Consider the following 20,722-nt stretch of genomic DNA (forward strand, 5'->3'; position numbering starts at 1 on the left):
CTAACCGACATCCACTACGAGTTACTCGGCGGTACCTCCGGGGGTATCCAACCACTGATCCGTTCGAGCGGGCGCACGGCGGCACGCGGAGGGGTCAGCCGGATCAAGGCGTTGCGCAGGGCCACCGTCACCGGATTGCTCACTTGGCTGAAGCGTCCCATTTGGCGGGCCGAGCGGGCAATGGCTTGGGTGCGTGGCCGGCGGTCACGGTCGTAGCGAAGGAGCGCTTCCCGAACATCGTCCGACGCCGCGAGGTGGGCCGCCAATACTGCCGCATCCTCAATCGCCTGACATCCGCCTTGGCCAAGGTCCGGGGTCATCGCATGGGCGGCGTCACCTAGGAGGACCGCCGTTCCACGCACATAGCTTGGAAGATCGGGCAGATATTCGACGTCGAGCGGCAGGACCTGCTCCGCAGGGGTTGCCTTGATGAGTGCCTCGATGGGCTCGTGCCAACCCGCCAGGAGCTTCAACAACGCCTCTTGCTCGTTCACGTTCCGTGATCCTAAGGCAGCAGGCAGCTCGGCAAACCAGTAAGTCCGGCCACCGGTCAGGGGAAGGTAACCGAACTTCATGCCGCGACCCCACGTCTCTCCCCCACCGGTCGTGGGCACAGTGCCCGGCGGAGTGACTCCACGCCACGTGGTGTGCCCGCTGTAGACGGGCGGCAGCGCCTCAGGCGAAATGTGCGGCCGTAGTGTGCTGTTCACACCGTCCGCGGCCACCACGACGTCGGCGCTCATCTCAAGCGGCCCGTCCGGTCCGCGAGCCAACAGCTTTGCCCGCCCACCGCCGTCGGACGCCAACCATTCCAACGCGACGGCCTCCACTCCGGTGCGGACGCAATCAGCCGGGAGGGCGCCGAGCAGGATCGAGTGCAGATCGGCGCGGTGCAACAGGACCACCTCGATCAGCGGCGCCTCGCCCGGTTTCGCCCGCGTGACCCAGCGGCCGTTCGGAAGCCGCAACCCGCCGTCGGAGGATAATGGCGCGGCAACGGAACGGATTTCCTCCGCCACGCCCAATCTCTCGAGCACGCGCATGGCGTTCGGCCACAGGGAAATCCCCGCGCCGCCGTCGCCCGCCTGGGAACGACGTTCGAGCACCGTGACGGACCACCCGAGCTGCCGCAACGATATTGCCGCGCACAGGCCACCGATGCCGGCGCCGACCACCACCGCCGATCGCGCGGCTCCGACACCCGCTGGCACAGGCTCCTTCAAGGTCACCCCGCCAGCCTAACCGACCCGGGTTTGTGTACAGATAATGCCCTTAAGAAGGCCTCTTAAGGGCATTACCTGTACACCAAACTCGAGGGGGTTAGTAGGTCCAGTCGAAGAATCCCTTGCCGGTCTTGCGTCCGAGCTCGCCGCGGGCCACTTTGTCGCGCAGGATCTGCGGCGGGGCGAACCGCTCCCCCAGCGTCGAGTGCAAATATTCAGCGATGCCCAGGCGCACGTCCAAGCCCACGATGTCCGTGGTCCGGAGTGGCCCGGTGGGGTGCTTGTAGCCCAGGACCATCGCGGCATCGATGTCCTCCGCGGATGCCACGCCTTCTTCCACCATGCGCATCGCCTCAAGCGCGATCGCGACGCCCAGCCTCGAGGACGCGAACCCCGGAGCGTCATTAACGACGACGGCGGTCTTGCCGAGTGCCTCGGTCCAGCTTTTCGCCGTGGTCGCCAACTCGGAAGACGTTTCCTTGGCCAGGACAACCTCGATGAGCGTTGACGCGGGGACCGGATTGAAGAAGTGCAGGCCCAGGAAATTCGCCGGCCTGCGGAGCTCGGAGGCGAGGCCTGAGACGGAGAGGGACGACGTGTTGGAGGCCAGGAAGGCATCCGCGGACAGGTGCTCCTCCACAGCTTTGAGGGCGGCGACCTTGAGCTCGTAGTCTTCGGGGACGGCCTCCACCACCAGCCCGCAATGAACGAAGGATTCGTAATCAGTGGACGTGCTGAACCGTGCCAACGCGGCTTCCGCGGTTTCGTTCAGGGTGCCGCGTGCCGCTGACTTGGCGACGGCGTCGGCCACCCTGCTGTGCGCGCCGGCTGCGGCTTCGTGGTCACGTTCAACCACGATCACGGTTGCGCCTTTCACCAGGAAGGCGTGGGCAATGCCGGCGCCCATGCGGCCACCGCCGAGGACACCTACAACGTGCGGGATGGCGAGGGCTGTAGTCATTTCCGGGTCCTGTCTGCGGTGTCTGCCTTGTTGGCCTTTTTCTCAGCTTTTTTGTCCAGGAACGCCTGCATCCGATCGAACTTGGCTTGCGATTCGAAGAGCATTCCCTGCGCCAACGTGTCAATCACGGGGTGCGCCGCGGCCGGAGCATGAAAAACCGACTTGGTGATCCGGACGGCGAGGGGATCCTGCTTGGCGATCCGATCGGCGAGGTTGTGGGCGGCTTCCATGAGCACGGGTGATTCATGGATTTGGGTGATGAGGTTGATCCGGAGAGCTTCCTCCGCGCCGAGAACGGCCCCCGCGAGGAGGATTTCCTTGGCCATCGGCTCGCCGACGAGTTCCTTCAGTCGCCACGTTGCCCCGGCTGCCGCCATGATGCCGAGCCCGGTCTCCGGGTTGCCGATCCGCAGGCCGGGCGTCGCGATGCGGAAGTCGGCTGCGTAGGCCAGCTCGGCTCCGCCGCCCAGGCAATAGCCGTCCAAGGCTGCGATGACCGGCATCGGGAGCTTCGCGATGCGCACGAAGATGGTGGAGTTGATCCCGCGCAGGGCGTCGTCCCGGCGGCGTTCCCGCAGTTGGTCGATGTCCGCACCAGAGGCAAAAACGCCTTCGACGCCGGCGATGATCAGGATTTTCGGCTCACGCTCAAGGTGGTCGCAGACCCGATGGAGTTCGTCCACCATCTGCTGGTCGATCGCGTTGCGAACCTCGGGACGGTTCAGGAGTACCGTTACCCGGTCCTCGCGTTCCTCGACGATCAAGGTTCCGAACTCTTCGGAAGTCAGTGCCATTACACGCCTTCCAAGAGGAGCGCCGCACCCTGCCCGACGCCGATGCACATCGTTGCCAGCCCGATCTTCCGGTCGGTGACCCCGAGCTCACGCTCCATGCGGCCGAGCAACGTGATCGCGATCCGGGAACCGCTGGAACCGAGCGGATGCCCCAAAGCGATAGCGCCGCCGTCGTTGTTGACGATGCCCGCGTCCAGGCCCAACCGCCGCATGGTCGCGAGCGATTGCGTCGCGAAGGCTTCATTGAGTTCGACGGCGCCAAGGTCGCCGACCGTAAGGCCGGACCTGGCCAGGATCTTCTGCGTGGCCGGAACCGGGCCGATGCCCATGATTTCCGGCTCACAACCGGCCGAGCCGCCGTCGATAATGCGTGCACGCGGCACGAGGCCGAATTTCTCGATCGCGGCCTCGGAGGCGACGATAATTGCGGACGCGCCGTCATTGAGCGAGGACGAATTGCCGGCCGTGACAACAGAACCGCCCGGAACGACGGGCCGGAGTCCGGCGAGGACCTCCATGGTGGTCCCTTCCCGTGGCCCTTCGTCCGTGTCCACAACCGTTTCGCCCTTCCGCGTTTTCACGGTGACGGGCACGATTTCGTCCTTGAAGCGGCCCGCGGCGATGGCGGCGAGTGCTCGTTCGTGTGAGCGAACCGCGAAGGCGTCGGCGTCCTCGCGGGTTATTCCGTCTACCCTCGCCACTTCTTCGGCGGTTTCAGGCATCGAGAAGGTCATCTTGCCGTCGCGGGAAAGCTCACCTTTGGTGAAGAGCGGGTTGGCGAACCGCCATCCGATGGAGGTATCGAAAATCTGGCCGGGCTTGGCGAAGGCCGTGGCAGGCTTCTCCTGGACCCAGGGCGCACGGCTCATGGACTCCACGCCGCCCGCGACGACGATGTCCGCGGCACCGGCCTTGATCATGTGGCTGGCCATCGTGATGGCGCTCATGCCCGAGGCACAGAGCCGGTTGACCGTGATGCCCGGAATGTGGAGGGGCAGTCCGGCGAGGAGGGTTGCCATGCGGGCAACGTTGCGGTTTTCCTCACCGGCGCCATTGGCGTTGCCCAGGATGACCTCGTCGATGGCATCGGGATCAATGCCCGCCCGTTCCACGGCTTCACGGACCACGAGGGCTGCGAGGTCGTCCGGCCTGACGGCTGAAAGCGCGCCGCCGTAACGGCCTACAGGGGTGCGGGCACCGCCAACAAGAAAAGCCTCGACCATGGGAACATCCTTCGCGAAGGGAATGGGGCCGGCTGAATAATTTACCGACCGTTCGTTCTATAAAGATTACACGGAGCCGCCCGGTGGTCAACAGTGCCGGGCGGCTCCGGCTATCCGCTCACACCACCCGGATTCCCAAATGGCCGGCCAACAAGGGTGCCAACAAGCTGAGCTGGTAGTCGTCAACCACAACCCCGGACAAGCCTCCGATCCCGTTGATCGTCCGGAAATCCGAGCCGCGCAGGTCCACATCCTTGAGCTTCGCCCCGGAGACATCCAAGGTGCCGATGGTGCATTCCTTCAGCACGACGCGCGTGGCCGTGCAGGCCCCCAGATCGAGTTCATTGATGATGCAGCCTGTGATCTGGACGTCCATCATCTTGGATCCGCGCAGGTTCAGGAAGTCCAGCTTGCCGCCGTCGATCCTGACCGAGTGCCAGGAGCCCTCATACATTTCCGCCGAGCCCCAACGCGGATTGCTGATCTCCACTTCGCGCCAGGACGTGCGTGCGGCCGGGAACACGGGGGCATAGGGCTCGTTCAGGATGCAGTCGCGGAACGTGGCACCCCGCAACTGGGCCTCGTTGAAGGACACGCCGTTGAATTCGCATTCGATGAAGTCGGCGCCACTCAATTCCGCTCCATCAGCGGCGGCTTGGTTGAACCGGATGCCGTCGTAACGTTCGCCGCGCTGGAAATCCGGCGAGGTTTCGTCACGAAGTTCGTCGAGTGTGATGGGCGAAATCCGGGGCGCGGTTACCTTCGCGGCCGCCATCAGAGCACCCGCGCTTTCGCTGCGGCTTCCGAGGTGGCTGGCCTGCCCGTTTCCGGACGCGGGCCGACGTGCTGGCTGGGTGTGGTGCTGAAGTCCATGCATCGAGCCTAACCGCGACCCCCGACAACGGCAGCCGCCCCTTGCGTGCCCGGGCCGGATGGCAAAAACTGGCCCTTGACCGGCAACCGGACCCGCCACCGAAAGGACCCCATGGCGAACATCGACCTCAGTACCGAAAGCAAGGCCGCGGGCGGCTCACTCGCACTCCATGGGTACTTGGCCGAGCCCCGCGGCGACGGGCCGTTTCCCGGCGTCGTGCTTGTCCATGAAGCCTTCGGGCTCGACGACGTCATGCGCCGCCACGCGGACCGGCTCGCTTCCGCGGGCTACTTGACCCTCGCCGTCGACCTCTTCAGCGACGGCGGTGCGAGGCGCTGCCTCGTGGCGACCATGCGGTCCATGGCGTCGGGCACCGGCCGCGCATTCACGGATATCTCGACGGCGCAGGCCTGGCTGCGCAGCAACCCCAAATGCACGGGCAAACTGGGCGTGATCGGATTTTGCATGGGAGGCGGATTCGCGCTGCTCGCGGCCCGCGACAACTTCGATGCCGCCTCAGTGAACTACGGCCGCCTACCGCAGGATCCCGAGGACGCACTGGCAGGCGCCTGCCCGGTGGTGGGCAACTACGGGGGAATGGACAAGACCCTCGCCGGTGCGGCCGGGAAGCTGGAGGGAGTCCTCACGAAACTCGGGATCGAGAACGACATCAAGGAATTCCCGACGGCGGGCCACGCCTTCATGAACGACGTCCCGGTTGGCCCCCGGGCACTGCGGCCGCTCATGCGTGTGATGGGCATCAAGCCCGATCCGACCGCCGCCCCGGAGGCGTGGCAGCGGATCGAGGAGCATTTCGCCAGGTACTTGAGGGACTAAGCAGAGCGCCTTTGTCGAGATCGCCGGAACGCGACCGGGTCGCCGAAAGGTTCGGGCGAGCCGGCACCGTTCCAGCGAGTTCGCGTCCGGGATTCCCACAGGGTTAGCTGAAGAGTTCGCTCTTGGGTTCGTTGTTCTTGACCTTCTGCCAGCCCAGCCACAGGACCAGGGCGAAGAACGGGATGGTCGCGAGCGTCCACAGGCCCAGGAGGAAGACCTCGCCGGTGGCCTTGTCGGTCATGGTGTCCATGCCGATCAGCACCGTGATGGCCAGAAGCGCGACCAGCCCGGCCCAGCTGGTCCACGGCGAACCCGGCATCGGCAGGGACGAAACGAGGCCCTTCTTCTTCCGCAAAGCGATCTGGCTCGCGAAGATCGAACCCCAGGTGAAGATTACCCCGATGGAGGCCGTGTTCAGCGCCAGGTCGAACGCGTGCGAACCGCCCAGCCAGATGTTCAGCAGGATCCCCACCAGATACACGGCCCCGATGGCCAGGATCGCCGCGTACGGCACGTGCCGGGTGGACATCTTCGTCAGCCACTGCGGAGCATGTCCATTGTTCGCCATCGTGCGGAAAATCCGCCCGATCGAATACAGCCCCGAATTGCACGAGGACAGCGCAGCGGTGATCACGATCATGTTCATCACATCACCCATCCACGGCAGGCCCATCTGCCCGAACACGGTCACGAACGGCGAGGTGCCCGCGTGGTACTGGTCCGAGGGCAGCAGCATCGCCAGCAGCGTCACGGAACCGACGTAGAACACCACGATGCGGATCACGACGGCGCGGATCGCCTTGGGCACCTCACGTTCCGGGTTCTGCATCTCACCGGCCGTGATGCCGACCAGCTCAATCGCGTTGTACGCGAAAATCACCGCGTTGAGCACCAGAATCATCACCAGCCCGCCCTTGGGGAACATCCCCCCGTCCGCGGCGAACAGGTTGGTGGGTGACGCGTGGCCGCCACCGACCTGCGCGTTCGTGACCACCATGAACGTGCCCACCACCAGGAAGATCAGGATCGCCGCGACCTTCAGGCAGGAGGCCCAGAATTCGAACTCACCGAAGGCCTTGACGCTGAACAGGTTCACGGCCACCAGCAGCACCAGCGCGGCGATCGCGGACGCCTCCACGGGCACGTTCGGGAAGAAGAACTGGAAGTACAGGCCGATCGCGATCAGCTCGGCGATGCCCGTCATGGCCCAGTTGATGAAATACATCCACCCCGACAGGTAGGCGCCCTTCCTGCCGAACATTTCCCCCGCGTAGCTGACAAAGGAACCCGAGGTCTGGCGGTACATGATCAGCTCACCCAGCGCCCGCATCAACAAATAAGCGATGACCCCGGCAATGGCATAGGAGAAAATCAACGCCGGCCCCGTGGAAGCCAGGCGCCCGCCGGCACCCATGAACAAGCCGACGCCGATCGCGCCGCCCATCGCGATCATGGTCACGTGCCTGCGGCTCAGGGTCTTCTGATAACCCTCGGCGCTGAGGTTTTCGGAAGTGCTGAGGTTTTCGGAAGTTGTGATTGTGCTGGGCGCTGCCAGGGTTCCCGGCTCGCGCTGAAGGTCGGTTGTGTTGTTTTGAGGCACAGCTGTTCCTTGTGGGTTGAGGAGATGCCGGATCCTGGCTTCACGGGGATCGATGCAATTCGAGCTTTCGGCCTGTTGGCGCGTCGAATCAATAGCGAAACTACGGAAGCGTCGAAGGTAAATCCGGCAGATCCATTCTAGCCGGTGATTTGACCATGACGTGACGGGGGCAACAGGAGCACCCCGCGCCGGGGATTAGGCTGGTCACATGGGCACCATTCCGCCAGCTGGAAGGCTGTACCGTTTCTCGGCCCTGGACGCCGTGGCGTTCGGGCTCTACGTCGTGCTGGCGGCCGTCCTCACTGCAGCGCCGGCGCCGGTCACCAACCTGGTACGCCAAGCCATTCCCGACGCCGCCACGGCCGTTTTCGCCGTCAATGTCGCCTTTTACGTTTCGGTCGGGCTGTTCGCGGTTGCCGCCGCGTGGCGCGTGATCGCACGGGACATGCGCATTCTTGCCACGAGGCCGTGGTTCACCGTGGCCATGATTCCCGTATCGATCGTGGCGATGCTGGTTCTGAGCGCCATCCTGGTGAGCTTGACCGGCTCAGCGAGGGCATCGCAAAACCAGCTTGGCCTCCAGTCGCTCGTCCAACAATTGCCGCCATGGTACGTGGTGCCCCTCCTGGTGGTGCTGGGACCCTTCGTCGAGGAATACCTGTTCCGGCACCTGCTCATCGGCAAGTTATCGCGGCACGTCAACATCTGGCTCTGTTGCGCGTTGTCCGTGGCGTGCTTCGCGGCCGTCCACGTTGTGGGACGCGAAGGACTGGTACTCCCCGCCCTCGCCCCCTACTTGGGCATGGGCGGGATCCTCGTGGCCGCGTACGTCTGGACCGGCAAGAACGTGATGTTCTCCTACTTCATCCACGCTTCCAAGAACCTGCTGGCCGTCGTCCTAATCTACGTGGTGCCGCAACAGCTCCTGGGCGGTTAACTTCGGCAACACCGTTAACTCCAGCAACCCGGACAAAACCTGGCCGCAAGGCACTTCCGCGGCCACGCGCCGTCGTCGTACGTTCGGTGCATGGCACTGAACTTTCAGGTAGTAGTCGACTGCAACGATCCCCACACGCTCGCCGATTGGTGGGCCGAAACGCTGGAGTGGGTGGTGGAGCCGCAGGATGAGGCGTTCATCCGGTCGATGGTCGAGCAAGGCTTCGCCACCGATGAAGAAACCACCACGCACAACGGCAAGCTCGTGTGGAAAACCGGGGCGGCCATCATCCCCTCGGAAGACCAGGACAAGGCGACCGGCAAGCGGGTGCTGTTCCAAGCCGTTCCGGAGGGCAAGTCCACCAAGAACCGCATCCATTTGGACGTCCGGCTCGCAGGGCAGGACAAGGACGTGGTCCGCGCGGCCTTGGAGGCACGCGGCGCCAAACACTTGTGGACGGCGGGCCAGGGACCACACGAATGGCACACCATGGCCGACCCCGAGGGCAACGAGTTCTGCATCAGCTGAGCGGATTACTAGACTCGGAGGGTGAACACCGACTTCCCCGCCAAGGTCTCCGACGTCTTCGACCCCTCGCGCTGGCGCACAGTATCCGGTTTCGACGACTTCCAGGACATGACCTACCACCGGCAAGTGGAACGCAATGCCGACGGCTCCGTGAAGCGCGACCTACCCACGGTCCGGATCGCGTTCAACCGCCCGGAAGTCCGCAATGCCTTCCGTCCGGGCACCGTGGACGAGCTCTACCGCGCCATGGACCACGCCCGGATGACGCCGGATGTCGCCACGGTCCTGCTGACGGGCAACGGCCCCTCCCCCAAGGACGGCGGCCACTCGTTCTGTTCCGGCGGGGACCAGCGGATCCGCGGCAGGGACGGGTACCGGTACGCCGACGGCGAGACACAGGAAACCATCGACCCCGCCCGCGCCGGCCGGCTACACATCCTGGAGGTCCAGCGGCTCATGCGGACCATGCCCAAGGTGGTCATCGCCGTCGTCAACGGTTGGGCCGCGGGCGGCGGGCACTCGCTGCACGTCGTCTCGGACCTCACCATCGCGTCCCGCGAGTACGGCAAGTTCAAGCAGACGGACGCCACCGTGGGCAGTTTCGATGCCGGATACGGCTCAGCGTTGCTCGCGCGCCAGATCGGGCAGAAAGCCGCGCGCGAGATCTTCTTCCTCGCGCGCGAATATTCCGCGGAGGACATGGTCCGCATGGGCGCGGTCAACGAAGCCGTGGACCACGAACGGCTTGAGGAAGTTGCCTTGGAGTACGCCGCGGATATCGCCCGGCAGTCTCCCCAGGCCATCCGGATGCTGAAGTTCGCCTTCAACCTGGCCGACGACGGCCTGGCCGGCCAACAGGTTTTCGCGGGCGAGGCGACGCGCCTGGCTTACATGACGGACGAAGCCGTGGAGGGCAAGGAAGCCTTCCTCGAAAAGCGCGATCCGGACTGGTCCAGCTTCCCCTACTACTTCTAGGAGATTCGCCATGGACATCGATCCCGTTCTCAAAGCCCTCGCCGCAGCCCTCCACGGTGAGGGTCCCGCCGTCGAAATCATCGTCTCCGCAGACGGCTCACCGCACGCCGTCGCGGTCCCGACCCCCGGTTTCGAAGGCGCCGCAGTAGTGGTCCGCACGTCCGGTTCCACCGGCACGCCCAAGGCCACGGTGCTTGGCGTGGAGGAGCTCGCCGCCTCGTCGATGGCCACGGCCATGGCACTCCGGGGCGAAGGGCAGTGGCTCCTTGCCCTCCCGTTGCAGTTTGTCGCCGGCGTCCAGGTGCTGGTGCGTTCACTTTTCGCCGGTACACGGCCCTGGGTCATGGACCTTTCGGGCGGCTTCACCCCGGAAGCTTTCACCTCGGCGGCGGAAGAACTCACGGACACTACCCGTTTCACGGCATTGGTACCCACCCAATTGCAGCGGCTCCTCGACTCGCCCTCACCCGAAACGCTCGCGGTTCTCCGGCGCTTCAACGGCATCCTCCTCGGCGGCGCGCCCGCGTCAGCGGCCCTTCTGGGTGCCGCCAACAACGCCGGACTCAAGGTGGTGAGCACCTACGGCTCCGCCGAGACGTGCGGCGGCTGCGTGTACGACGGCACCCCGCTGGAAGGCGTCCAAGTGCGGATCGACGACGACGGCCGCATCCTTTTGGGCGGCGATACCGTGGCTTCGGGCTACTTGGACGCGCCTGAGGCGAGTGCAGACGCTTTCTTCGAAGAAGACGGCGTCCGCTGGTACCGGACCAACGACCTCGGCGAGCTCGGCGCCGATGGCACCCTCACCGTGCTCGGCCGCGCCGACGACGTCATCGTCACCGGCGGCGTCAAAGCCTCCGCCGCGTTCATCCAGGCAGAGCTGGAAAAGCTCGACGGCGTCACGGCGGCTTTCGTGGCCGGCGTGCCTTCCCGTGAATGGGGCCAAGCTGTGGCGGCTTACGTCGCGGTCGAGGACAGCTCCGCCGAAAGCATCGAAAATTACAAGGCCCGCAGCCAGGACGTGCTCGGCACCCTCGCCCCCAAGACCATCCTGACCACCGACGGGCTCATCATGCTTCCCAACGGCAAACCCGACCGCCTGGCCATGATCGAACTTCTCACCGAGGTGCATCAGGGAGAATAGATAAGTTCTCACCTGCGTCAACAACCTTCGCCCCCAACGCGAACACCCTGCGAATCAACACGAGGTACTCAACGTGGCAACAGCTGCACAATGGATCCAAGGCGCCCGATTGCGCACACTGCCGGCGGCGATCGCGCCGGTGCTGATCGGCACCGCGGCCGCCTATGAACTGCAGTCCTTCAGGATCCTGAACGCCATCCTCGCCGCGTTGGTGGCGCTCCTCCTCCAAATCGGCGTCAACTACGCCAACGACTACTCCGACGGCATTCGTGGCACCGACGAGGACCGCGTGGGACCGCTGCGGCTGGTCGGTTCGGGCGTGGCCCGGCCGGAACACGTCAAATGGGCCGCGTTCGCCGCCTTTGGCTTGGCGATGGCCTTCGGTTTGGCCTTGGTGATCATCACCCAGGCGTGGTGGCTGATCCTGGTTGGCGTCGGCTGCGTCCTCGCCGCCTGGGGGTACACCGGAGGTAAGAACCCGTACGGCTACATGGGCCTGGGCGACCTCTTCGTGTTCGTCTTCTTCGGCCTCGTGGCAACGCTCGGCACCACGTACACCCAGGCCGGACAGGTGAGCCTCCCGGCCGTCATCGGTGCGATCGGAACCGGACTGATCGCCTGCGCCTTGCTCATGGCAAACAACGTCAGGGACATCCCGACCGACACCGCCGCAGGCAAACGGACCCTGGCTGTACGGCTCGGCGACCGTCACGCCCGCGAAAGCTACGTCCTGATGTTGGCAGTGGCGATCTTGCTGGTCGTCGTCCTGGCACCCACCAGGCCGTGGATGCTGATCGTGCTCCTGCTGATCCCGGCCTGCCTCATGCCGGCATGGCTCATGGTCAATGGACGCAAGCGCAAAAGCCTCATCCCTGTGCTCAAGCAGACCGGCCTGATCAACCTTGGATTCAGCGTGCTGTTCTCCCTCGGCCTTGTGCTGAGCCACGGCTTCTAGAACGCCCGCTGGCGGTCCCAGGGGACTCGAGCCTAGGCTTCCTTCGGGCGGCGGTCCTTGGGGCGGCGGTCGTTTTCCACCTTGACCTCGGGGTTTTCATCCACCAGCCGGTCTTCGATATCGGCGTCTTCGATCTCCAGCGCGGAGCGGATCGGCTTGGCCCGGCCGGAGAAGCGCTCGCGCATTGATGCTGTGGCGTCGTCGCGCTGCTTCTTGAAGAACAGGAAACTGATGGCGAAAGCTATCAGCCCAGCGTAAATCGCCGCCAGCAACAAACCGGTCTGCAGGAGTGCGAACACCACGAAGAGCGGCAGGAAGAGCGCAAGGCGGATCAGGGAGTACTTAATGAAAGGCACCAGGCAAGTTTACCGTCACAGCCTGACTGCACCCTGATGGTGGAACTACCGCCATCAGCTCCGGCGACTAGACTTGACGTTATGCTCCGCGTAGTTGCCGTTGTGGTCGTCTTGCTCGTGTACGTTTATGGCCTGGTGGACGTCATCCGCACGGACCGCCGCGAGACTCGCGCAATTTCAAAAACGGCGTGGTTCCTCGTCGTTTTCCTGCTGCCGATCCTCGGTACCGTCTTGTGGTTCCTCCTGGGCCGCCCCTACGCCAACCGCTCGTACGCCCAGCCGGTGAGCCACACAACGGCTCCCGACGACGACCCCGAGTTCCTGCGGAACCTTGAGGCCCGCCGTCGCAACCAGGCCGAAGCCGAGCGGCTCAAGAAGCTCAAGGCCGAGCTCGATGCCAAGGAACGCAAGCTCAAGGACGGCAAAAACGCCGAGGACAGCGGCGACGTCAGCAACTAGCGCTTTTTCCTGACCTTTTTTGAAACGAGAACGACGGCGACACCCACCAAAGCGGAGTGTCGCCGTCGTTCTTTGCTCAAAAAGGGTCAGGAACACGGCCTGCCGGAGACCCGGAAGCCTAGGACGGCAGCCCCGAGTACGAGTGCAAACCGTTGAAGAACACATTGACGACCGTGAAGTTGAAGATCACGCACAGGTAGCCCGTAATCGACAGCCACGCCGCGCGGGTTCCCGTCCAGCCGCGGGTGGCACGGGCGTGCAAGTAGCCCGCGTAGACCACCCAGATCACGAAGGTCCAGACTTCCTTGGTGTCCCAGCCCCAGAAGCGACCCCAGGCTTTCTCGGCCCAGATGGCGCCGAACATGAGGGTGAAGGTCCAGCCCACGAATCCCACGGTGTTGATGCGGTAGGACAGGTTTTCCAAGCTCAGGGCGTTGGGGACCAGCCGCATGAAGCCCAGTTTGTCCACACCGCCGGCCGCCAAGGTTTTCTGCCGATGCGATTGCAGCAACTGCAGGGCTGACATGGCAAACGTCAAGGTGAACAGGGACGCGGACATCACGGCGATGGAGACGTGGATGACCAGCCAGTAGCTTTGGAGTGCCGGAACCAGGTGACCTACCGGGGTCCAGTAAGTCACGGACGCGGCCACCATCATGATGATGGCCAGGCCGAAGACGAAGGTGCCCAGGAACCGCAGGTCGCGGCGGATGAGCGAGAGAAGGAACACCGCGACCACCAGGAACGCACCCGTGGTCAGGAACTCGTACATGTTGCCCCACGGCACACGGCCCGCGCCGATCGCGCGCGTGATCACGCCGGCGCCATGGATCGCCACACCGATGATGGCGACTGCCACCGCCACACGGGCAGGAACGCGGCGCTCAGCGGCGTACTTCATGTCGCCGCCCGCGGTCTGGCTGACGGAAGCAACGGCCGACGTCGGACGCTCGGCACGGCCGGCCGGCCCGCCGACGTCGTTGCCACCGGCCCGGCCCGCCGCAACCGGAACCTTGGCCTCGACGGCGACCGACGAAGCGGCCGAGGCCGCCTTGAGGTCTACCGCGCGCAGCGTCTTGCTGCTCTTGGCGAGGTCCCACGCGAAAGCGATGAACGCCACCGTGTACGTGCCGGCCGCGAGCAGCATGAACAGCTCGCTGTATTGGCCCATGGTTTCGTTGATGGGGAGCATTACTGGTCCTTCGAGGTTGAGGAAGAAACGGTGTCGGTGGGTTGCTCGTCGGAAGAGAACCATTCACGGTGGAGCTGTTCGCGGATCGCGGCCGCCTCTCCAGCAAGCCTATGGTCTTCACCACGGGCAAGGAGGCCGTACTCCACCATTGTGCGCCCATCCTCGTGGGTTCCCGTCCGCACCCAAACACGTCGGCGGTTGAGGAACAGCGAAAGCAGCAGGCCTGCGACGGCGAGCAGGGCGAACACCAGGGCGCCGGACTGGCCCGGGTTGTGGTGGATGTCGATACCTATGTACTTCTTGACGCCGTCGAACGTGATGCTGCCCTTGCCGCCCGGCAGGGTGTAGGTGCCGCCTGGAGCGAGCGCGATGGCCTTCTGGGCCAGGCCGCGGCCATTGAGCGGAGTCAGCTTGGAAACATCGAGCTCGAAGACGTTCTGCGGGGCACCGTTGTTCAGCCCGAGGTCGCCATAATACGAGTTGAGGTTCAACTGCGGGTTGACGAGTTCGGGATCGCCGCTGTAAGACACACCCTGGTCCGTCTCCATCGCGGTGGGCAGGAAGAAGCCCGCGAAGCCAAGCTGATCGGGCTTGGCGTCGGGAACCTTGATGACCACCGAAGAGTAGTAATTGTCACCCTGCAGCTTGGCTACCACGGGACCTTGCAACGCAACGTTTCCCGCACCATCGCGAACGGTGACCATCGGGGCGTAGCCGTTACCCGTCAGGTAGATGCTGGTGTCGCCGAGCATCACGGGATCGTTGACCTTGAGGGTTTGCTGCTTGGCCGCCGCGTTGGGAGATTCCTTCGTGGTGACCGCGGCGGTGTAGTCGATCGGTTGGCCGAAGTGGGACGGCGATTCGCGGTCGAACGTAGCATCGAACTTGTTCAGCTGGATTGAGTAGGGTTCCAGCCAGCTGCTTTGGAAGTTGGTTCCGGGACTGAACTGGTCATAGCCGACCAGCGTGTTCACGAACGTGTCGCCTTCCACCAGGATGCGCTGGCCGCTGTACCCGAACAGCCCGCCGACCGCGACAGAAACCAGGACACCGATCAACGACGTGTGGAAGACCAGGTTTCCCACTTCCTTGAGGAAGCCGCGTTCGGCACCCAAGGACGGCAGCGCGCCGTCGAGGTCGCGTACTTCCACGCGGTAGCCGCGCTTCTTGAGCAGCGCGGCTGCGTCCTGGATAGCCTTCGACGCCGGGATCCCGGCGTCGGCGGGCAGCACAAGGGTTCCGTACTCCGGGAGTCGCGACAACCGCTTGGGCGTCCGCGGCGGCTGGGAGCGCATGGCCTTGTAGTGTGCGATGGCTCGAGGCGTCACGCAACCGATCAAGGAGATAAACAGCAGGATGTAGATAGCCGAGAACCAGACCGACGAGTAGACATCGTACAGCTGCACGGAATCCAGGATCTTCCCGTAGTCCGGGTGGTCCTGGATGTACTGCGTGACGATTGCGGGGTTCGCGGGCCGCTGCGGGAACAACGAACCCGGAACGGCGGCGACCGCCAGCAGGAGCAGGAGGAACAACGCCGTGCGCATGCTGGTCAGCTGGGTCCACGCCCAACGCAGCATGCCCTTGATGCCAAGGATCGGCAATGCCGCCTCGGCCTTGGCCTTGTCCACTGCCTTCGCCGCGGCTTTGTCGGCCTTGGTTTTCGCCTTGTCCTTGGCGGGTTTGGCTGCGGTTTTGCCGGTGGCTTCGCCGCCGTCCAGTTTCGTGGCGGACGTGGTGGAATTCTCTTTACCTTGCACAGGCTCGCTCATCAGATCGGCAACTTCACATCGGTTTGGAACCAGTACTGCAATTCGGTGACCCAGGCGCTCCACAATCCGGTGGCCATCAAGAGCCCCAGAAGGATCAGGATGCCCCCGCCGACCCTCTGGATGGCCAGGCGGTGCTTGCGGAAGAAGGACAGGACGCCTATCCCCCTGCGTACTGCGATGGCGATCAGGAGGAACGGAATGCCCAGGCCCAGGCTGTAGACAAACGCCAGCAGGGCGCCTTTCGTGGCGGACGACCCGCCGGAAAGGCTCAGCAACTGGACAGCTGAATAGGTGGGGCCGATACATGGCGCCCAGCCGAGGCCGAAGGTGATCCCCAGCAAAGGCGCACCCCACAACCCGGCCGGCGGCTTGGCGTGGATCTTGGCGTCGCGCTGCAACCACCCGAAACCGCCCAGGAAAACCACGCCCATGATGATCACCAAGAGGCCCAGTATTTGGGTGATCCACGTATTCTGCCGGCCCGTGATGAGGGTGCCCAACTGGCCGAACGCGCCGCCGAACAGGACGAAGACCACGGAGAAACCGAGGACGAAGAGTCCGATTCCGGCAAGCATGCGCCCGCGCTTCTGTTTCTGGAGGTCGACGCCGGTCAGCCCGGTCACGTAGCCGAGGTACCCGGGAACCAGGGGAAGGACGCAGGGCGAGAGGAATGACACGAAACCCGCCAGCAAGGCCACGGGGATGGCCAGCAGCAAGGATCCGCTCAGGATGGTCTCGGCAAAGGGGCTATTCACGTTGTCCAGGCACCTACTCGGCAACCGCTGAGGTAATGAGCGCCTTCAGGGTGCCCTTTTCGATTTCGCCCAGGACGCGGGAGGCAACCTTGCCTTCCTTGTCGAGCACCAACGTGGTGGGCACCGCTCCCGGCGGGACGATGCCGGACACGGACAACAGCACGGCTCCGTCCTGGTCATTGAAGCTGGGGTAGCTGAGGTTGAAGGTCTTGTCGAACGCGTCGGCCGTGGCTTTCTCGTCCCGGAGGTTTACGCCGTAAAACTGGACGCCCTGGGGCTTGAACTCCTGGTGAAGCTGCTCCAGGAGCGGCGCTTCGACCCGGCACGGCGCGCACGCGGCAAACCAGAAGTTGAGGACAGTCACCTTGCCCACGAAGTCCTGCGGAGTCACCGCGGTGCCGTCGAACAGCGTGCCTTTGATGTTCACCGGCGCCTTGCGGTCGGCCTTGGCAAACTCGGTCACTGAGCCGTCTCCTGCGACGTAGTTCTTGTTGTCGCCGGCCTTCGCCTGCTTCGCGAGGTCGTCCTCCTGGGCACACCCGGACAGCCCGACGGTGAGCGCGGCAATCGCCGCTCCCCCGGCGGCGAGGATGCTGCGGCGCGATGTCAGGGCAGAATTCATGGTCTTGCGGTTGGCGTTTCGGTCCATCGTCATGCTCCGGGCGTACTCGCGGCGCCGGGCAGCAGCACAGCGGCAGGTTCGGTGTAGTCGACCCGCGCAACCTTGCCGCCGTCGTCGAACACCAACGACGTCAGTGAGGTGAGGGTGCATTGGCGCTTGCGGGGGTCATGCCAAAGCGGCCGGCCTTCGGCGGCGAGCCGGGTGGCGTAAATGGGGAGCTGGTGGCTCACGAGGATGGCCTCGGCGCCATCGCCGCCAAGCTCAATCGCCTTCAAGCGGGCGTCGTCGACGGCGGCACGCACCCGGGCGGCCTGCTCCTTGTACGGCTCGCCCCAGGACGGGCGGAGCGGATTGCGGTATTCGAACCAGTGCTTGGGCTTGATGAACTCGGAAATGGTGGCGTGCAGTCCCTGGAAGTGGTTTTCGGCCTCGATGATCCTCGGCTCCGTGTGGATGCTGAGGTTCAGCGCCTGGGACGTAGGCAGCGCGGTTTCCTGTGCCCGAGTGAGCGGCGAGGAAGCGAGGTAGACGATGTTGGCGCCCTGTGCGGCCCGTGCGGCGAAGTGGTCCGCGAGCATCTGCGCCATCTGGCGGCCGCGGTCGGAGAGGTGGAACTCAGGCAACCGACCGTACAAAACGGCGTCGGGATTGAAGACCTCGCCATGGCGGAGCAGATGGACAGTTGCTTGGGGCATGTTTACCAGTTTCTCAAAGAAGGCGGTCGATCTGAAATCTTCTACGTTTCGTAGAACCGAAACTTTCACGTAAAAGTTCCCTGAAGGTGGAATAAAAGATGCATTTGCATGTTTATACTGGACACAAGGTTCGGTTGACACTTCAACCAAAGCGAAGCCGAACGTCCGACGAAGCTAGAACCACACCTTCCTTAGGAGAACGCCATGACTCTTCCCGCCAACGTAACCACCGGAACCTGGACCCTCGACAACTCCCACAGCGAGATCGGCTTCACCGTCCGCCACGCCGGCATCAGCAAGGTCCGCGGCCAGTTCACCGAAGCCGAAGCCACCCTTGAACTGGGCGGCAGCCTCGCCGAATCGAAGGTCAACGCCAGCATCCAGACCAACAGCTTCAACTCGGGCGACGTCAACCGCGACGGCCACGTCAAGGGCGAGGACTTCTTCGACGTGGAGAAGTTCCCGGAGATCACCTTCGTCTCGCGCCACGTCAAGGCCAACGGCGACAGCTTCGACCTCGTCGGCGACCTGACCATCAAGGGCGTTACCAAAGAGGTCGCCATCGAGACCGAATTCAACGGCGTGGCCGTTGACCCCTTCGGCAACACCCGCGCGGGCGTTTCCGGCGAAACCACCATCAGCCGCAAGGAATTCGGCCTCACCTGGAACGCAGTACTCGAAGCCGGCGGCGTGCTGGTCAGCGACAAGGTTGTCATCAACCTCGAACTGGCCTTCATCGCACCTGCGGCCTAAGTCCCGCTCGACCGGCCGGCTAGCCGAAGCCGCAGCTGAATGGCGCCTTCGGGGGAGCACACCAAGCAGTGTGCAGCCTCGAAGGCGCCATTTCGTCTCTTGCGGAATCACCCGCCAATTGTTCGCCTAAAACCCGATGCTTAGCAGCGAATTGGCCAAGAATTTCCTAGGAATCCTTAAACCTCAGGTCTACAGTGAAGCCATGAGTAACCCAAACGAAGCTCCACAGCCTCAGCAGCCCGGCAATGTCCCTCCTGCGGGTTACCAACCTCCGCAGGAATACCAAGCACCTCCGTCGTACCAGGCTCCACCGTCCTACCAGGCACCGCCGTCGTACGAGCAACCGGCACCCGGTAGCGCGCAGGCAGCTTATGGCGTCCCCCTCTCGGGCCGTGACAACACGCCTCCCGCTGGACTCGGCTACGCAGCACCTGCGAGGAACACTTTCGGCCTCGACTTCAACAACATCGCCCAGCGCTTCCGCGACACCACCGGAGTCCCGCAGCAATTGACGATTTCCTACTGGCTCTGGATTGCAGCCGCTGTCTTGGGCATCCTGCTCAGCATCGTGAACGTCGGCATCATTTCCGGCCAGTTCGGCGGAGTGTTCATCGGTGCCGCGATCACTGGCCTGGTCTTCGGAATCATCTTCGCCGCGTTTTACGTTTTCTGCGCCGTCCGATTGAAGGAAGGTGCCCGCTGGGCCCGGATCGTCCTCACCGTACTTGGCGCCTTCGCCCTCATCGGACTCTTCGGCCAAATGGTCACGGGCAACCTGAGCTTCATCGGATCCGCTGCCGCCGTGGCGGCCGCCGTCCTCATGTGGCTTCCCGAGTCGAGGAAGCACTTCCAGTAGCAAGCACTTCCTAAAGTAAGTACGTCCTGTAACAAGCACGGAGCTCAAGCTGAAGGCCGCGGCAAGTCCCTCGGGGGACGCCGCGGCCTTCCTTATTCCTAAATATCGTTGAGGTCTTTGACCCTCTGCGGGCGCGGCCGGGCGTAGTCAGGCGCCTGCGGAGGGCGCCATATCCGGTCCCTTCCCCACGCAGGCAGAATTCTTTGCACGAATCCGCCCGCGTGCTCTGCCCCCGGGGTACGGTGGACTTAAGCCGAGCTGGGGGCAGGGCACGTGCACCCGGCAGCCGTATCTGCAGTCGACATGCAAAGGAATGCCATGAGCACCCCTCCGTATCCGCCGTCCACTCCGGGCGAGAACCCTGAGCCCGAGCAGCCGAAATACGGCCAACAGGCACCGCAGAATGGGCAACAGACTCCGCAGAACGGGCAACCTTCCGCCCCGCAGTACGGCCAGCAAGCTCCCCAGTATGGGCAACAAGCACCCCAGTACGGGCAGCAGGCCCCGCAGTACGGCCAGCAGTCGCCATACGGCCAGCAGTCCTCGGGCCAGCCCCAATACGGCCAGCAGGCTCCCCAATTTGGCCAGCCGTCGGCTCCCCAATATGGCCAGGGTGCTCCATACGGTCAAGGTGCACCGTACGGCCAAGGCGGACAGCCGTCCGCGCCCCAATATGGCCAGGGTGGACAGTACGGCCAGGGGGCCCCGTGGCCGAGCCAAATGCCGGCCCAGACGTCCGGCCTGCCTCAGCTCGTGAACATCTCCTTCTGGCTCATCATCGCGGCCGGCGTCCTGACGCTGATCGGAATTCCGTTCGAAATAGCGGTCTTCAACTCCCCTGAGGGCAAGAGCATGATCGACCAAGCCCTGTCCGCTCGCGGCACCAGTACCTCCGGCGTGGACACCAGCAGCATTATTGGCATCATCACCACCGTCACCGTCATTTTCTCAGTGATCTTCGCCGGGCTCTACGCCCTGGTTGCGTTCAAGGTGCGCAAGGGCAAGAACTGGGCCCGCATCCTTGGGACCGTTTTCGCCGCTCTTTCGCTGTTTGGACTAACGCAGCTCGGATTGGGCACCATCACGATCCTCTTGGGCGTCGCCGCGATCGTCCTGCTGTACCTGCCGGGCTCTGCACCGTACTTCCGGAAAGCGCAACCATTCGCCAACCCCTACGGACAGGGTCCGTACGGCCGCTAGGCATCCTCGAA

At 64.1% G+C, this 20,722-nt stretch carries 22 protein-coding genes; 10 read left to right on the forward strand and 12 right to left on the reverse strand.

Annotated elements, in window-relative coordinates:
- Positions 1-14: 14 nt before the first annotated feature.
- The 5 genes from E1809_RS14870 to E1809_RS14890 form a co-directional block, all read right to left on the reverse strand.
- On the reverse strand, positions 15-1,229 hold the full coding sequence (locus tag E1809_RS14870) for an FAD-dependent monooxygenase (RefSeq protein ID WP_133205023.1): 1,215 nt from the start codon (positions 1,227-1,229) through the stop codon (positions 15-17).
- A gap of 91 nt (positions 1,230-1,320) precedes the next feature.
- Complete coding sequence (locus E1809_RS14875; RefSeq protein ID WP_133205024.1) at positions 1,321-2,184, reverse strand: 3-hydroxyacyl-CoA dehydrogenase family protein; 864 nt, start codon at positions 2,182-2,184, stop codon at positions 1,321-1,323.
- The gene (locus tag E1809_RS14880) at positions 2,181-2,978 is read right to left on the reverse strand and encodes an enoyl-CoA hydratase/isomerase family protein (RefSeq protein WP_133205025.1); all 798 of its coding nucleotides are present in this window, start codon (positions 2,976-2,978) and stop codon (positions 2,181-2,183) included. The genes E1809_RS14875 and E1809_RS14880 overlap by 4 nt, the downstream gene beginning before the upstream one ends.
- Positions 2,978-4,201 (reverse strand): thiolase family protein, encoded by a 1,224-nt coding sequence (locus tag E1809_RS14885; protein ID WP_133205026.1) that lies wholly within the window; start codon positions 4,199-4,201, stop codon positions 2,978-2,980. Before E1809_RS14885 ends, E1809_RS14880 begins: the two co-directional genes overlap by 1 nt.
- A gap of 118 nt (positions 4,202-4,319) precedes the next feature.
- On the reverse strand, positions 4,320-4,976 hold the full coding sequence (locus tag E1809_RS14890) for a pentapeptide repeat-containing protein (RefSeq protein ID WP_133205027.1): 657 nt from the start codon (positions 4,974-4,976) through the stop codon (positions 4,320-4,322).
- Between the two features lie 210 nt (positions 4,977-5,186).
- Here E1809_RS14890 and E1809_RS14895 point away from each other — a divergent pair, with 210 nt between their 5' ends.
- Positions 5,187-5,912, forward strand: a complete 726-nt coding sequence (locus tag E1809_RS14895) for a dienelactone hydrolase family protein (protein WP_133205028.1) — start codon at positions 5,187-5,189, stop codon at positions 5,910-5,912.
- 103 nt (positions 5,913-6,015) lie between these two features.
- On the opposite strand, the gene E1809_RS14900 is transcribed toward E1809_RS14895, so the two are convergent.
- On the reverse strand, positions 6,016-7,512 hold the full coding sequence (locus E1809_RS14900) for an amino acid permease (RefSeq protein ID WP_374102700.1): 1,497 nt from the start codon (positions 7,510-7,512) through the stop codon (positions 6,016-6,018).
- A gap of 208 nt (positions 7,513-7,720) precedes the next feature.
- On the opposite strand from E1809_RS14900, the gene E1809_RS14905 reads away from it, so the two are divergent.
- The 5 genes from E1809_RS14905 (at position 7,721) to E1809_RS14925 (ending at position 12,051) form a co-directional block, all read left to right on the forward strand.
- On the forward strand, positions 7,721-8,449 hold the full coding sequence (locus E1809_RS14905; RefSeq protein ID WP_133205029.1) for a CPBP family intramembrane glutamic endopeptidase: 729 nt from the start codon (positions 7,721-7,723) through the stop codon (positions 8,447-8,449).
- 90 nt (positions 8,450-8,539) lie between these two features.
- The gene (locus E1809_RS14910; RefSeq protein WP_133205030.1) at positions 8,540-8,977 is read left to right on the forward strand and encodes a VOC family protein; all 438 of its coding nucleotides are present in this window, start codon (positions 8,540-8,542) and stop codon (positions 8,975-8,977) included.
- Positions 8,978-8,998: 21 nt separating this feature from the next.
- The gene (locus E1809_RS14915; RefSeq protein ID WP_133205031.1) at positions 8,999-9,952 is read left to right on the forward strand and encodes a 1,4-dihydroxy-2-naphthoyl-CoA synthase; all 954 of its coding nucleotides are present in this window, start codon (positions 8,999-9,001) and stop codon (positions 9,950-9,952) included.
- 10 nt (positions 9,953-9,962) lie between these two features.
- Entirely contained in the window at positions 9,963-11,096 is a 1,134-nt protein-coding gene (locus tag E1809_RS14920) for an AMP-binding protein (protein ID WP_133205032.1), read from the forward strand.
- A 73-nt stretch (positions 11,097-11,169) separates the two neighbouring features.
- Positions 11,170-12,051 (forward strand): 1,4-dihydroxy-2-naphthoate polyprenyltransferase, encoded by an 882-nt coding sequence (locus E1809_RS14925; protein ID WP_133205033.1) that lies wholly within the window; start codon positions 11,170-11,172, stop codon positions 12,049-12,051.
- A 32-nt stretch (positions 12,052-12,083) separates the two neighbouring features.
- On the opposite strand, the gene E1809_RS14930 is transcribed toward E1809_RS14925, so the two are convergent.
- Positions 12,084-12,410: a DUF4229 domain-containing protein gene (locus tag E1809_RS14930; RefSeq protein ID WP_133205034.1), complete on the reverse strand. Its 327-nt coding sequence runs from the start codon at positions 12,408-12,410 to the stop codon at positions 12,084-12,086.
- A 78-nt stretch (positions 12,411-12,488) separates the two neighbouring features.
- Here E1809_RS14930 and E1809_RS14935 point away from each other — a divergent pair, with 78 nt between their 5' ends.
- Entirely contained in the window at positions 12,489-12,866 is a 378-nt protein-coding gene (locus tag E1809_RS14935) for a PLD nuclease N-terminal domain-containing protein (protein ID WP_133205035.1), read from the forward strand.
- Between the two features lie 118 nt (positions 12,867-12,984).
- On the opposite strand, the gene ccsB is transcribed toward E1809_RS14935, so the two are convergent.
- The 5 genes from ccsB to E1809_RS14960 form a co-directional block, all read right to left on the reverse strand.
- Positions 12,985-14,058 (reverse strand): c-type cytochrome biogenesis protein CcsB, encoded by a 1,074-nt coding sequence (ccsB, locus tag E1809_RS14940; protein WP_133205036.1) that lies wholly within the window; start codon positions 14,056-14,058, stop codon positions 12,985-12,987.
- Positions 14,058-15,638: a cytochrome c biogenesis protein ResB gene (gene resB / locus E1809_RS14945; protein WP_235835619.1), complete on the reverse strand. Its 1,581-nt coding sequence runs from the start codon at positions 15,636-15,638 to the stop codon at positions 14,058-14,060. The genes ccsB and resB overlap by 1 nt, the downstream gene beginning before the upstream one ends.
- A gap of 191 nt (positions 15,639-15,829) precedes the next feature.
- Positions 15,830-16,585, reverse strand: a complete 756-nt coding sequence (locus E1809_RS14950; RefSeq protein ID WP_133205038.1) for a cytochrome c biogenesis CcdA family protein — start codon at positions 16,583-16,585, stop codon at positions 15,830-15,832.
- Positions 16,586-16,598: 13 nt separating this feature from the next.
- Positions 16,599-17,234, reverse strand: a complete 636-nt coding sequence (locus E1809_RS14955; RefSeq protein ID WP_374102701.1) for a TlpA family protein disulfide reductase — start codon at positions 17,232-17,234, stop codon at positions 16,599-16,601.
- A gap of 2 nt (positions 17,235-17,236) precedes the next feature.
- Entirely contained in the window at positions 17,237-17,902 is a 666-nt protein-coding gene (locus E1809_RS14960; protein WP_133205039.1) for a histidine phosphatase family protein, read from the reverse strand.
- Between the two features lie 204 nt (positions 17,903-18,106).
- On the opposite strand from E1809_RS14960, the gene E1809_RS14965 reads away from it, so the two are divergent.
- The 3 genes from E1809_RS14965 to E1809_RS14975 all read left to right on the forward strand — a co-directional run bounded on the left by E1809_RS14965 (position 18,107) and on the right by E1809_RS14975 (position 20,711).
- Positions 18,107-18,655: a YceI family protein gene (locus tag E1809_RS14965; RefSeq protein WP_133205040.1), complete on the forward strand. Its 549-nt coding sequence runs from the start codon at positions 18,107-18,109 to the stop codon at positions 18,653-18,655.
- 202 nt (positions 18,656-18,857) lie between these two features.
- A complete protein-coding gene (locus E1809_RS14970; protein WP_133205041.1) occupies positions 18,858-19,511 on the forward strand; it encodes a hypothetical protein in 654 nt (217 codons plus the stop codon).
- A gap of 318 nt (positions 19,512-19,829) precedes the next feature.
- Positions 19,830-20,711, forward strand: a complete 882-nt coding sequence (locus tag E1809_RS14975; protein WP_133205042.1) for a hypothetical protein — start codon at positions 19,830-19,832, stop codon at positions 20,709-20,711.
- Positions 20,712-20,722: the final 11 nt, after the last annotated feature.

It is taken from the genome of Arthrobacter terricola (genome assembly GCF_004354015.1).
In the GTDB taxonomy this organism is placed as follows: domain Bacteria; phylum Actinomycetota; class Actinomycetes; order Actinomycetales; family Micrococcaceae; genus Arthrobacter; species Arthrobacter terricola.

Excerpts from the sequence above, each read along its gene's own strand:
- E1809_RS14965 (WP_133205040.1), top strand. The coding sequence starts at position 18,107 with ATGACTCTTCCCGCCAACGTAACCACCGGAACCTGGACCCTCGACAAC.
- E1809_RS14880 (WP_133205025.1), bottom strand. The coding sequence starts at position 2,978 with ATGGCACTGACTTCCGAAGAGTTCGGAACCTTGATCGTCGAGGAACGC.
- E1809_RS14875 (WP_133205024.1), bottom strand. The coding sequence starts at position 2,184 with ATGACTACAGCCCTCGCCATCCCGCACGTTGTAGGTGTCCTCGGCGGT.
- E1809_RS14910 (WP_133205030.1), top strand. The coding sequence starts at position 8,540 with ATGGCACTGAACTTTCAGGTAGTAGTCGACTGCAACGATCCCCACACG.
- E1809_RS14970 (WP_133205041.1), top strand. The coding sequence starts at position 18,858 with ATGAGTAACCCAAACGAAGCTCCACAGCCTCAGCAGCCCGGCAATGTC.
- E1809_RS14885 (WP_133205026.1), bottom strand. The coding sequence starts at position 4,201 with ATGGTCGAGGCTTTTCTTGTTGGCGGTGCCCGCACCCCTGTAGGCCGT.
- E1809_RS14955 (WP_374102701.1), bottom strand. The coding sequence starts at position 17,234 with ATGGACCGAAACGCCAACCGCAAGACCATGAATTCTGCCCTGACATCG.
- resB (WP_235835619.1), bottom strand. The coding sequence starts at position 15,638 with ATGCTGCGTTGGGCGTGGACCCAGCTGACCAGCATGCGCACGGCGTTG.
- E1809_RS14895 (WP_133205028.1), top strand. The coding sequence starts at position 5,187 with ATGGCGAACATCGACCTCAGTACCGAAAGCAAGGCCGCGGGCGGCTCA.
- E1809_RS14890 (WP_133205027.1), bottom strand. The coding sequence starts at position 4,976 with ATGGCGGCCGCGAAGGTAACCGCGCCCCGGATTTCGCCCATCACACTC.
- E1809_RS14935 (WP_133205035.1), top strand. The coding sequence starts at position 12,489 with ATGCTCCGCGTAGTTGCCGTTGTGGTCGTCTTGCTCGTGTACGTTTAT.
- E1809_RS14920 (WP_133205032.1), top strand. The coding sequence starts at position 9,963 with ATGGACATCGATCCCGTTCTCAAAGCCCTCGCCGCAGCCCTCCACGGT.
- E1809_RS14905 (WP_133205029.1), top strand. The coding sequence starts at position 7,721 with ATGGGCACCATTCCGCCAGCTGGAAGGCTGTACCGTTTCTCGGCCCTG.
- E1809_RS14975 (WP_133205042.1), top strand. The coding sequence starts at position 19,830 with ATGAGCACCCCTCCGTATCCGCCGTCCACTCCGGGCGAGAACCCTGAG.
- E1809_RS14960 (WP_133205039.1), bottom strand. The coding sequence starts at position 17,902 with ATGCCCCAAGCAACTGTCCATCTGCTCCGCCATGGCGAGGTCTTCAAT.
- ccsB (WP_133205036.1), bottom strand. The coding sequence starts at position 14,058 with ATGCTCCCCATCAACGAAACCATGGGCCAATACAGCGAGCTGTTCATG.